Source organism: Motilimonas eburnea, assembly GCF_021295345.1.
GTDB classification, from domain to species: domain Bacteria; phylum Pseudomonadota; class Gammaproteobacteria; order Enterobacterales; family CBDFNC01; genus Motilimonas; species Motilimonas eburnea.
In genome coordinates this window covers 158,756-171,719 of sequence record NZ_JAIMJB010000002.1, presented here as the reverse complement: position 1 = coordinate 171,719, position 12,964 = coordinate 158,756, and the positions used below count along the sequence as shown (strand labels likewise).

Here is a 12,964-nt window from a genome sequence, read left to right as displayed (position 1 = left end):
CTCTATCAGCCATTATGGCCTATTGCACTCGATGGTGGTGACTACTGTACTAACCAAGGCTTAATATCAACCACCCCATCTGTAAGGCTAATTGGCATGCCTATGTGCTCTGCTAACCACTGCTTTGAAATATGGATTTGGCCTTGCTCGACTTCAAAATCCGTATTGACAAGGGTATAACGACTTTGCCCCTGACTTGCTAAGTGGTCGATTAGCGCGTCCGACAAGGTAAGCGTAATACCATTAAAGTCTGGCAAGAAAAGTTTACCCCAAAACCCGGCCTGTCCTAACATCAGCTTTTCCAGCTCATCAGCGATCTTTTTTAACCCATCAACCCTGTCAACCGATTCTATAGGCACCATTAACTTAGTTTGTAATGACATGGTGCAATCTTGTTGATCGCGACGTAACCCTAAGATCAAATCCGCTTTGTCTTGTTTTAGCTTAGCGTCGTAGGGAATAAGCAGCTCACCCGTTGGTTTTTGTAAAACAGTAACGTGACGCTCAGCGGTCTCAATCACCGCCTTAGTCACTTCACAAGGCTGTTGGCCGTGTTTATCCAATAAAAAGAAGGCTGGGCTCACCCGAGTTAAGCCTTCTTTTTTTACCACGGCAAGGCGTTTATAAAAATCACTGTAGGCAAACGTTGATTCTTGTGCGCTGGCCCACGGCGTACACAAAAAAACAAATAGGATTAATAAATTACGCACTAAATTCACCATTATTGTTATCATCTTTCTGTCCATCATTGCCCACTTCAACCGTTAGCCTGATGCCACATACTTCTTTATAAACCACGGCTTGCAATGTAACAACAAATGGAATGATGACCACTAAGCCAACCACCGTCATAAAGCCAAATAACATGAAAAGATTGATCAACGCATGAATGATAAACAAGGAAATGAAGCCCTTATGAGCGACACGGATAGAGGTAGGGATCGCTTGAAACACTGTCATCTGACGCTCTAACATCAAGGGGATCACCAAGGAGAAGATCGCACTAATGTAGATGGTAGGCAATGATGAAAGAATGCCTAACCCGAGGTTCATAAACGCCATCGACAGCAGATTAGGTAATGCAAACGCCACCGCTAATGGCCCAAACAATTTAAAAAAATTAAATATCATTAAAGGTTTTGTTTTTAAACCGACCACATGGTTTAAACTCATCATGGTAAAGCCAGCGATCAGTGACGGCACCACAAACACCGACATAAGTAGGCCAATGGCGATCATTTCTTTAGTGAAAATAACCGGGTTGCCTTCTTCATCAACGACTTCTTTGATATAGCCTAATAATTCACCGCCATGTACCAACACGCTAGTGACCAACATCATAAAACCTAATGCCGCCAAGCAAGCCAGCATTAATGTGCCTAAATTCTTTAAGGTTATTTGGAAAGCTTCGGAAAATACATTCGGTATACTGAGTTTAAAACCTTGCTCTAATGACTGCTTGAGATTGCCGCCAATCTGTACCTGTGTTGTTTGTTGCTCTTCGTTCATTACCAAACCACTTTAGTTGCATGAATGTGCATTTTAAGAGGTTAGCACCAAGATGTGAAAGGGATTTACACCCAATATGGCCTTCTTTAGTGCTTTTTTTAGCTTGGCCCAGACAATTGTTACTAGCTGGCGTAATAAACAGGCTGACCATGATGATTTGTATATTATCTATGCATTGATGGGAGCTAAAATTTGATCTATCAGCTCAGGCACAAGCACACCCGCGGAGCCTAATCTTACTTCGGCAAACTGATTGCTGTTCTCACTCGGCTCTAAGTTAATTTCAATGGTATGAGCACCGTGACTGGCAGCTTCATGGACAAAGCCAGCAGCAGGGTAAACGCTGCCAGAGGTACCAATCGATATAAAGAGATCGGCCTGGGATAAATGACTATATATTCGGTCTAAATGCAGTGGCATCTCGCCAAACCACACCACGTGTGGTCGTAAAGGCTCAGGGAACTGGCAACAGGTACACAGATCGTTAGCCAAGATATCCCCTTTCCATTCCAATGTTTGATTGGTGTGAGGGCAGCGTGCCTTAAGCAATTCGCCATGCATGTGGATGACATTTTCTGCACCGGCTCTTTCATGAAGATCATCAATGTTTTGGGTGATGATGATCATCTCACCATTAAATTCTTGACTGAGTTTCGCCAGTGCCAGGTGGGCACTGTTGGGCTGGATATAAGGTTGTTGCAGTTGCGAGCGACGTTGATTATAAAAACGGTTGACCAGATCAGGATCGCGTTTAAACCCTTCGGGCGTTGCCACATCATTAATATCATGGTTTTCCCATAGGCCATCTTTTGCACGAAAGGTTCGAATGCCTGATTCTGCCGAAATGCCGGCACCCGTTAGGATAACGATATGTTGGTATCTGGATTTGCTGTCCTGTTGCATGGGGGTTAACCCTAATTTTATTATTGATTTGATAACAAATTAGCAACAACAAGGGAAAAAGAACATCACACTATGGTCGTAGTGTGAGGCAGGTTATTAAAATTGAGTGCTACTGAATATGGGCAGCAGCAAAGATGCACTGCACCGCTATTGCAGCAAGGTGTCACAGACCAAAATAACGACAAAGCCGCCCAGAGGGCGGCTTACACATTATTTGTTGGATTGACTCTCTTCAACCCGAGATTTCAATTTCTGACCCGGCCTGAACGTCACAACGCGACGCGCAGAAATAGGGATGTCTTCCCCTGTTTTTGGGTTACGACCCGGTCTCTCATTTTTATCACGTAGGTCAAAATTTCCAAACCCTGAAATTTTTACCTGCTCGCCAGACTCAAGCGACTTACGGATTTCTTCAAAGAATGATTCCACCATATCTTTTGCACCGCGTTTACTTAAGCCTACATCTGTAAACAGACGTTCAGCAATCTCGGCTTTTGTTAGCGCCATAGATCAATCCCTCAAGGAAGCGTTAAACTCTGATTTAACCCCTGCGACGATGTTATCAACCGCATCGGCTATCTCTTTTTCCTCCAGAGTACGCGTGGTATCTTGAAGCACCAAATTAATGGCTAGGCTCTTAAACCCTTCGTCGATACCTTTACCCTGGTACACATCGAACAAGTTTACGCCAACTAACTGATTCCCGCCAATTTTTTGGATAAATTTTATAATTTTACCCGATTCCACTGACTCATCGACCACTAACGCGATGTCTCGACTGTTCGCCGGGAACTTTGAGATAGCGTTAGCTGCAGGTAGTTGACGATTAACAACTTTATCTAACTCTAGTTCAAAAACCAGGGTTCTACCATTTAAGCCACATTTTTTCTCAAATTGCGGATGGATAGCACCGATATAGCCAACTACCTCGCCGTGATGCTTGATCACTGCAGCTTGACCAGGATGTAAAGCACAGTGCTCAGTTTGCTCGAAGCTAAAGTTATTCAGATCAAAAGTATGGCTTAGCAAGGCTTCTACATCGCCTTTAAGATCAAAAAAGTCAGCTGCGCGAGATGGTAAGTCCCAATGTTCATCATGGGCTTTACCCGTCATGATACCGGCAATCATCGGCTCTTGACGAACGCCGTTTTCCGCCGTTTCATCTTTAATAAAGCGAAGACCCGATTCAAACAAGCGTACTCGAGATTGTTGACGGCTTTGGTTATAAGCGACAGCGTCAATTAACCCTGTCCATAAGCTAACACGCATTGCCGACATTTCCGTAGAAATAGGGTTTGGCAAAATAAGGGCATCGGCATCCGGGAACAATAGGCTCTGACGGCTAGGATCAACAAAGCTGTAGGTAATAGCTTCTTGGTAACCTAAGTCAACCAGGGTATCGCGTAAACGCGCTAACGGCAGACGCGCTTCTTGATGATCTGCCATGGCTAATGCTCCCACAGGAGCTGTATTTGGAATATTGTTGTATCCAAACACGCGCGCCACTTCTTCGATCAAGTCTTCTTCAATCGCCATATCAAAGCGATATGTCGGCGTCGTTACAGACCAATCAGCGTCTTGTTTGCGCGCTGTAAAGCCAAGGCGAGCCAGAATTTCTTCTACCTGCTCATCGTCAATATGAATACCGATGATCTTGTCTAACTTAGCACGGCGAAGAACGATTTCAGCGGGCTTTGGTAAGTCTTCAGCACTCACGGCTTCAACGACCGGGCCAGCTTCACCACCACAAATTTCAACAATCAAGGCGCTTGCTCGAGACATTGCACGGGCTTGCAGCTCAGGATCAACACCTCGCTCATAACGATGAGATGCATCAGTGTGTAACCCATACTGGCGAGCGCGACCTGTGATAGCTAAAGGCGCAAAAAATGCGCTTTCTAAAAAGATATCTTGAGTTTCGCTAGTAACGCCTGAATAGAGACCACCAAAGATGCCTGCCATGGCTAAAGCTTTACTTTGGTCAGCGATAACTAAGGTATCCTCAGTTAATGCCACTTCATTACCATCAAGTAACGTTAGCTTTTCGTCGACGTTAGCCAAACGTACATCGATATCCCCGTCAATCTTTGCCAGATCAAATGCGTGCATTGGATGACCAAGCTCAAGCAGGACGTAGTTGGTGATATCTACAACAGGATCGATACTGCGAACACCACAGCGGCGCAGCTTTTCAACCATCCATAATGGGGTCTCGGCATCAAGATTAATGCCTTTGATCACGCGACCTAAGTAACGTGGACACGCCTGCGGTGCGCTGAGTTCGATCGCTTTACTATCATCAATGCTGACCGCAACGTCTTGCCATTGTGGTTCAACCACATCAAGGTGGTTTAACACCCCAACTTCACGTGCAAGGCCTTTAATACCTAAACAATCTGCTCGGTTCGGTGTTAAATCAACATCAATGGTCACGTCTTCAAGGCTTAAGTAGTCGCGTACACACTGCCCGACTGGAGCATCAGCTGGAAGCTCAAGGATACCTTCTGCAGATTCGGCCATGCCTAACTCAGATAAAGAACACAGCATGCCGTGAGATGGCTGGCCGCGCAGTTTAGCTTTTTTAATTTTGAAGTCGCCCGGTAACACCGCGCCGACTTTCGCCACGGCCACTTTTAGCCCTTGACGGCAATTGGCAGCACCACAAACGATATCTAGCAGCGCTTCTTCACCCACATCTATCTTAGTGACTTGCAGCTTGTCAGCTTCTGGGTGTTTACCACATTCAACAACATGACCCACAACCACGTTGCTAAATTCTTTGGCAACGGGCACAACCTCGTCAACTTCAAGACCTGCCATGGTAATTTGTTCGGCCAAGGTGGCTGTATCAATTGCAGGGTTAACCCACTCTCTTAACCAGGATTCACTGAATTTCATGTTAGTCCTTTCTATTACTTAAACTGTTTTAAAAAGCGAAGGTCGTTTTCGAAGAATGAACGTAAATCATTCACCCCGTAGCGCAACATGGTTAAGCGCTCAACCCCGATACCAAAGGCGAAACCTGAGTAAACTTCAGGATCGATGCCGACAGATTTAAGTACATTTGGGTGCACCATGCCGCAGCCTAATATTTCTAGCCAACCATTTTTACCCAGTACGTCAACTTCGGCCGAAGGCTCGGTAAACGGGAAATAAGACGGTCTAAAGCGCACTTGCAAATCTTCTTCAAAGAAATTACGAAGGAAGTCGTGAAGTATCCCTTTTAGCTCTGCAAAGCTGGTGTTTTCAGCCACCAAGAGGCCTTCTACCTGATGGAACATAGGTGTATGGGTTTGGTCGTAGTCGTTTCGGTATACACGCCCTGGCGATATGATGCGAATTGGCGGCTTTTCGACTTCCATAGTACGAATTTGTACACCTGAAGTTTGTGTCCGTAACACTAACTTAGGGTTGAAGTAGAAGGTATCATGATCGGCACGAGCTGGATGGTGCGCTGGAATGTTCAGTGCATCAAAATTATGGTAATCATCTTCGACTTCAGGGCCGGTTTTTACTTCAAAGCCAAGTTCACCAAAGAATTCACAAATCCGGTCGATGGTGCGTGTGACCGGATGGATATTGCCAGGCAGCTGGGTGCGACCCGGTAAGCTAACATCGATTTTTTCGGCGGCTAACTTTGCATTTAACGCAGCTAGCTCGATGCTGCTCTTGCGTTGGCTAAGGGCTTGCTGGATTGCCTGCTTGGCTTTATTTATGGCTTGACCTGCGGCCGGCTTTTGCTCATTGGGTAATGAACCAAGCAATTTCATTTGCTCGGTCATAATCCCTTTTTTACCTAAATACTCGACACGAATTTGATCAAGCTCTGCGGCATCATTTACGGTTTCAATCGCTTTGGTTGCGGTTGCTATCAGTTCATCAAGGTGTTGCATTTGTCCCTCGTCACCCTAAGCTTGTTATGGACTCAATACTCAAACCACCTATCATTGCGTTTGCAACGAGGTGTTATCCTTATTGCGCCAATTGATAAGTTTTACACCACGAACTTGCAGTACAAATCAGTCAACACAACAAGCAAGATCCCGCCCTCTGAGAGCAGCATAAGGGAGCTTGAGTATAAAAGGGCAAATACTACTTAAAACTGCTTGATTTAGCTAGGGCCTGTTGTCTTTTGAGGCGTATTTTAACCGCCAAATGCTAAGGTCTAGCATTTGGCTCAACGAGATAGCTTAGCTCTGCCTTGTGACAGACATAAACGATTCTATTAAGGATGTCTTGTTTACTGGTTCATATTCAGCTTTAGGTGGGTGCTGACCAGTTTTTTTTCTGCCAAAAGACAAGGTTTAGCCACACTAAAGCCCTGCACATAATCAATCCCGATTTGTTTAAGTTTTGCTTCAATGGCTTCACTTTCAACGTATTCGGCAATGGTTTGAACACCTACCGCTTTAGCCAGCTCAGAAAATGAACGTACCATGGCAAAGTCGGTTTCATCTTCCAAGATATCACGGACGAAAGATCCATCTATCTTCAGGTAATCGATAGGCAGACGCTTGAGGTATGAATAAGAGCAAAAGCCAACCCCAAAATCATCCAGTGCAAAGCTACAACCCAAAGACCTGAATGTTTCCATAAAGGCAATGGTGCGATCAATATCACGTATCGCTTGACCTTCGGTCAATTCAAAACAAATTTTATCCGGGGCAATCTGGTATTTCTCAAAACACGCTAAGATGTGAGATTTAACCTCCCTATCGGCCATGGATTGGCCACAGATATTAATACTGGCTTTATTGATGTCTTGGTACAATTCTGGGTTCTGGTTAAGCCAAATGAAAAAGTGCTCAACGACCCACTTGTCAATGGCTGAAATGAGGTTATAGGTTTCAGCAGCCGGTAAGAACTCACTCGGCGCAACCAGCTCCCCCGCTTCATCACGAAATCGGATCAGTACCTCAAAATGTTCGCCTTGGCTTGCGGCTGTTAAAGGTTTGATACTCTGGTATGCCAGTTCGAATGAGTTGTGCTCGAGGGCATCATTTAATCGCGACACCCAACCCATTTCTTTTTGATAACGACTCACAACACTGTTGGTTTCGGTATAGTAGTAAATGCGATTTCGCCCCTGCTCTTTGGCTGTATAACACGCCGTATCAGCGAGACTGAGGACTTCAGCAAAGGATTTCATGTTTTTTTCGATCGCGACGATACCAATACTAATACCTAAGGTAAAAACTTGCTCTCCCCAGACAAATCGGTATTCCTGTACCACCTTACGCAAACGCTCGGCCAGCTCAATGGCATCATTGACAAACGCATTGGTAAGCATGACACCAAACTCATCCCCACCTAAACGCGCTAACACTTGATCTTTTGGAATTTCAGCGACTAACAAGCGTGTTAAGCTTTGCAATAGTTTGTCACCCACACTGTGACCACAGGTGTCGTTAACCACCTTAAACTGATCTAAATCCAGGTAAAACATAATGTTTTTACCTAAATGGGTGCTTTCACTGTTGATCACTTGGGTGACACATTCTTCAAACTTGCGTCGGTTAAATAGACCCGTCAGCTGATCATGTTGCGCCATGTACTTGAGTTTTAATTCTTGTTTCTTGCGTTGACTGATGTCAACGATAGAGCCATCAATAATACGGTCGTCATTGTGATAAAAGTTCGACAAGCGCAGGTTTAACAACGCCCAAAATATGCTGCCATCGGCGCGTACTACCTTGATTTCCACGTTGTTAACAAAACCGGTTTCCAGCATTTCCGCTATCAAGTTATCACGGCTGTTTTCTTGGTGGTAAAACCGGCTCATGTTGCCGCCGTACTTTTCCTTAAGATCATTAAAGTCTTGGTATCCGAAGCTGGCACACAAGGCCGCATTTGCCGACAGCACTTCACCCGACAGAGTACTGGTAAATAGGCCTTCTGGGGCATTCTGAAAAATATCGAAATAGCGGGCGTTGCTGATATCGGCTTGTGCTTGTGCGTCCTTTTTTTGTTGTTTTTCTTGAGAGGTTCGGTGCGCTAAGGCGAGCGCTAAGAAAATCAAACCGAGAAAGGCTGAATTGGCAACAAAGTGTTCCGTAAAATCATTACGGGGGATCACGGCAAAACGGTTCAACAACAACATGCCCATGCCGACAATAAATAATAGCCATGAAGTAGCAAATAGCCGTGCGAGATTATTCCCCTTGACCCAATAATATACGGCTTCGATGAGCGAGCTAAGTGACATAAACGCCACCACAACGGCTAAAAAGTACAAAGCAAATTGGAAATCGATCACTAGGGGGGAGATGATCAAGGCTAAGCAAGCACCGAGTAAACTTTTATTCAGCAAATCAATGATGCGATTGCGTTTAAAGTGCTTTAGTCCTTCACCAAGGAGGCTAAGTACCAAACACAAGGTCCCCACTGACATAATCAGTAAGTTGTCATGCCATTTATTGAGGTTGGAAAAGAAAAAGATGCTGGCGTATCCCTTCAAGATCCACATGGTACTGATAAAGCACAAGCAAAATGCACTGTAGAAAAAGAAGCGTGACTCTTTAAGCATGATAAAGAGGAACAAGCTGTAACAAGACATCAATAAAAAGATGCCCGTCAACATCCCCGTAAATAATTTGCTATTTAGCTGCTCACTGAAATACCACTTTAATTCCCACAAGGTAACGGGGAGCTGAAGAAAGCCATTATTCTCGGCTTTAATGTATACCGTGATGGTTCGCCCAGCCGGTATATCAAGGGGAACACTAAAGGCACGGCTCGGAAAGGGTTTGTTATCGTATGGTCGGCTGGTGCCAAGATCATACTGATACGCAAGTAAATTATTCTCTACTATGTAAATATCCAGAATATTGATCAAGGAGTATCCGACTTCAAGTAAGCTGGCGACATCAGTAATAGTGTGATTACTCAGGTTAAACTTAAACCAATACGGATGGGACACTAAGCCAAAGCTCAATATTTCTTGCTCACTCTCAAGCCATTGGTCTTGGTATTCACCTAATAGCAGGTCTTTAATTTCAATCCGGTCAGCGGTATCGGGTAGGTACTGTACATGCTCGCCAATGGCTAATTGTTTAAAAGAGGGGTTAACAACATGATTGTTTGATTGAGCCAGTGCTTGACTGGTAAACCAACAAATACAAAACAACAACCATCTCATTGGGGGAAACACCTATTCCTTGTTCAACAACGGATACACACCCGATCCAGGTCAACCACTATTGATACTCACATTGATAAACGCAGATTATGCCACGCCTAGGCGGATAATGTCCTAATTAAATTCACTGTTGAAACGTCCCTACTCATCGTTGTCTTGGTCATGGCGAGCTTGAAGAAGTTAAAGACCAAAAAAAAGGAGGCCATGCCTCCTTTTTCATTGCAAATAGCCAAATTACTTAGCTAGTGCACCTTTTGCTGTTTCAACTAACACAGCAAATGTGTTCTTGTCGAAAACTGCGATGTCTGCAAGGATCTTACGATCGATTTCAACAGAAGCTTTTTTCAGACCGTCGATAAAGCGGCTGTAAGACAGACCGTTTTGACGAGATGCAGCGTTGATACGTGCAATCCATAGTTGACGGAACTGACGCTTACGTTGACGACGGTCACGGTAAGCATATTGACCAGCTTTAGTTACCGCTTGTACTGCTACGCGATAAACGCGTGAACGAGCACCGTAATAACCTTTAGCTTGCTTTAGAACTTTTTTGTGACGAGCGCGTGCTACGACACCACGTTTTACTCTTGGCATTTCTCAATCTCCCCTTATGCGAATGGCATCATACGACGTACTTGTGCAACATCAGATGCTGCAACCATGCTTTTAGCACGTAAGTGACGTTTACGCTTGGTGCTCTTCTTCGTCAGGATGTGACGTAGGTGAGACTGTTTACATTTGAAACCGCCAGAAGCCGTTTTCTTAAAGCGCTTTGCAGCACCTTTATTGGTTTTCATTTTTGGCATTGCGAACTCCGCATTGTTCAATGAATATAAATAATAATAGAGGCGAATTAAAATGAGCTTGCCTAGGCAAGCTCAATCAATTACTTGTTGAGCCTTTATTATCGCTTTTTAGGGCCAAGTACCATGACCATTTGGCGTCCTTCCAGCTTAGGGAAAGATTCCACAACACTGATTTCTTCTAAATCCGTTTTGATGCGGTTTAGTAGGTCAGCGCCGAGCTCTTGGTGTGCCATTTCACGACCACGGAAACGCAGTGTGATTTTAGCCTTGTTGCCCTCTTCTAAGAAGCGAGTCAGGTTGCGCAGTTTTACCTGATAGTCGCCTATATCAGTTCCAGGACGGAATTTAACTTCCTTCACTTGGATCTGTTTCTGCTTCTTCCGCTGGTCCTTAGCGGATTTGCTTTTTTCGTAGAGGAACTTACCGTAGTCCATAAGACGACAAACAGGTGGTTCAGCATTTGGGCTGATTTCAACCAGGTCAAGTTGCTGCTCAGCAGCTTGAGCCATAGCTTCAGCTAATGAAACAATGCCGATAGGCTCGCCATCAACGTTAGCCAAACGAACTTCAGTCAGACCTGTGATCTCGTCATTAATACGATTTTTGTTGCCCGCCTGTTGGGGCCTTCTTCCACCTTTTATAGCTTATTCCTCCAAAGTAATTTGAGTTCGGTTTTGGATCTCTTGACTGAGTTTATTTACGATATCGTCAAGTTTAAATTTACCAAGATCCTCACCTTTACGCGTTCTTACTGCTACCTCGCCAGCTTCGACTTCTTTATCGCCGATGACCAGCATGTAAGGAACACGCTTTAATGTATGCTCGCGGATTTTAAAGCCTATCTTCTCATTTCTCAAGTCCGCATTTGCTCTAATGCCCGATTTTTGCAATTTATCGACCACCTGATGGGCAAAATCTGCTTGTTTGTCGGTGATATTGATCACAACAGCTTGCACCGGCGCCAACCAAGTTGGGAAGAAACCCGCACAGTCTTCGGTGATAATACCGATAAAACGTTCAAGTGAGCCTAAAATCGCACGGTGGATCATCACAGGCACATGGCGCTCGTTGTCTTCACCTACATAAGAGGCACCAAGACGACCCGGCATAGAGAAGTCTAGCTGCACGGTGCCACATTGCCATGCTCGGTCGAGACAATCATACAAAGTAAATTCGATTTTCGGACCATAGAACGCCCCCTCACCTGGTAAGTATTTAAATTCTAGGTCTTTTGAATTTAATGCATCGGCAAGGGCTTGTTCTGCTTTATCCCACACAGCATCTTCACCCACTCGCTTTTCAGGGCGGGTTGACAGTTTGATTTCGATATCGTTAAAGCCAAAGGTTTTGTAAGTTTCAAACACCATGTCGATACAACTTGAAACTTCCGCCAAGATTTGGTCTTCAGTACAGAAAATATGCGCATCATCTTGGGTAAAGCCGCGTACACGCATCAAACCGTGTAATGAACCTGACGGCTCGTTACGATGACACGAGCCAAACTCTGCCATACGCAGGGGTAAGTCGCGGTAAGATTTTAAGCCTTGATTAAAGATTTGCACGTGACCTGGACAGTTCATCGGCTTGATTGCATATTCGCGGTTTTCACTACAGGTACAGAACATGCCATCAGCGTACTTATCCCAGTGGCCTGATTTTTCCCATAAGCTGCGATCTAAGATTTGCGGCGCTTTAACCTCTTGGTATTGATATTTAACCAATTTTTCACGCACAAACGTCTCTAACTCACGGAATATGGTCCAGCCATTATGATGCCAGAATACCATGCCAGGCGCTTCTTCTTGCATATGGTAAAGATCAAGTTGTTTACCAATTTTACGGTGGTCACGCTTAGCCGCTTCCTCTAAGCGCTTAAGATAACTCTTAAGCTGTTTCTTATCAGCCCAAGCAGTGCCGTAAACACGCTGTAACATTTTATTGTCTGAGTCACCGCGCCAATAGGCACCGGCCACCTTCATTAGTTTAAAGTGGTGACAAAACTTCATGTTAGGAACATGCGGGCCACGACACATATCGATGTATTCTTCGTGGTGGTAAAGACCTGGACGAGCACCGGCTTCAATGCCTTCAATGATCTCCAGCTTATATTCTTCGCCACGATCGCGAAACACGGCGGCAGCCTCGTCAAGTGATACTTTTTTCTTGATCACTGGGTAATTTGTCTTAGCTAGCTCAAGCATGCGCTTTTCAAGCTTGGCAAGATCCTCTTCACTTAACGGGTTTTCCATATCCACATCGTAATAAAATCCGTTGTCTATGGTTGGACCGATTGCCATTTTAGTGTCTGGCCATAGTTGCTTAATGGCGTGACCAAGTAAGTGAGCGCATGAGTGACGAATGATTTCTAAACCTTCGTCATCTTTGGCAGTAATGATAGAAACATTAACGTCTTTATCAATCGGGTCACACGCATCAACGAGAACGCCATCAACACGACCAGCAATACAGGCTTTGGCTAAACCTGGGCCAATGTCTTGCGCGATTTCCATGACACTTGTTGTGTTTTCAAATTGGCGTTGGCTACCATCAGGAAGAGTAATTAAAGGCATGAGCTTTCCTTGTTACAGTGGTGACGCATACCAAGCGC

General features: G+C 44.7%; 11 protein-coding genes. All 11 read right to left on the bottom strand.

All coding sequences use genetic code 11. The features are described 5' to 3' along the window. Positions 1 to 41: 41 nt before the first annotated feature. The 11 genes from K6Y21_RS02805 to thrS all read right to left on the bottom strand — a co-directional run bounded on the left by K6Y21_RS02805 (position 42) and on the right by thrS (position 12,926). Positions 42 to 710 (bottom strand): DUF2987 domain-containing protein, encoded by a 669-nt coding sequence (locus tag K6Y21_RS02805; protein ID WP_233070158.1) that lies wholly within the window; start codon positions 708 to 710, stop codon positions 42 to 44. Then, positions 703 to 1,509, bottom strand: coding sequence for a DUF2189 domain-containing protein (locus tag K6Y21_RS02800; RefSeq protein ID WP_233070157.1), 807 nt, complete (start codon positions 1,507 to 1,509; stop codon positions 703 to 705). Before K6Y21_RS02800 ends, K6Y21_RS02805 begins: the two co-directional genes overlap by 8 nt. Before the next feature lie 168 nt (positions 1,510 to 1,677). Then, positions 1,678 to 2,412 carry a Sir2 family NAD+-dependent deacetylase gene (gene cobB / locus K6Y21_RS02795; protein ID WP_233070156.1) on the bottom strand — a complete coding sequence of 245 codons (735 nt, stop codon included), beginning with the start codon at positions 2,410 to 2,412 and terminating at the stop codon, positions 1,678 to 1,680. Between the two features lie 210 nt (positions 2,413 to 2,622). Continuing rightward, positions 2,623 to 2,919, bottom strand: coding sequence for an integration host factor subunit alpha (gene ihfA / locus K6Y21_RS02790; protein WP_233070155.1), 297 nt, complete (start codon positions 2,917 to 2,919; stop codon positions 2,623 to 2,625). Positions 2,920 to 2,922: 3 nt separating this feature from the next. After that, complete coding sequence (pheT, locus tag K6Y21_RS02785; RefSeq protein WP_233070154.1) at positions 2,923 to 5,310, bottom strand: phenylalanine--tRNA ligase subunit beta; 2,388 nt, start codon at positions 5,308 to 5,310, stop codon at positions 2,923 to 2,925. A gap of 14 nt (positions 5,311 to 5,324) precedes the next feature. Then, complete coding sequence (gene pheS, locus K6Y21_RS02780; protein WP_233070153.1) at positions 5,325 to 6,305, bottom strand: phenylalanine--tRNA ligase subunit alpha; 981 nt, start codon at positions 6,303 to 6,305, stop codon at positions 5,325 to 5,327. A gap of 347 nt (positions 6,306 to 6,652) precedes the next feature. Next, positions 6,653 to 9,550 carry an EAL domain-containing protein gene (locus K6Y21_RS02775; RefSeq protein ID WP_233070152.1) on the bottom strand — a complete coding sequence of 966 codons (2,898 nt, stop codon included), beginning with the start codon at positions 9,548 to 9,550 and terminating at the stop codon, positions 6,653 to 6,655. A 234-nt stretch (positions 9,551 to 9,784) separates the two neighbouring features. After that, the gene (gene rplT, locus K6Y21_RS02770) at positions 9,785 to 10,144 is read right to left on the bottom strand and encodes a 50S ribosomal protein L20 (protein ID WP_233070151.1); all 360 of its coding nucleotides are present in this window, start codon (positions 10,142 to 10,144) and stop codon (positions 9,785 to 9,787) included. Between the two features lie 14 nt (positions 10,145 to 10,158). After that, entirely contained in the window at positions 10,159 to 10,356 is a 198-nt protein-coding gene (rpmI, locus tag K6Y21_RS02765; protein ID WP_233070150.1) for a 50S ribosomal protein L35, read from the bottom strand. Between the two features lie 98 nt (positions 10,357 to 10,454). After that, positions 10,455 to 10,997, bottom strand: a complete 543-nt coding sequence (infC, locus tag K6Y21_RS02760; RefSeq protein WP_233070382.1) for a translation initiation factor IF-3 — start codon at positions 10,995 to 10,997, stop codon at positions 10,455 to 10,457. 3 nt (positions 10,998 to 11,000) lie between these two features. Further along, entirely contained in the window at positions 11,001 to 12,926 is a 1,926-nt protein-coding gene (thrS, locus tag K6Y21_RS02755) for a threonine--tRNA ligase (protein ID WP_233070149.1), read from the bottom strand. Positions 12,927 to 12,964: the final 38 nt, after the last annotated feature.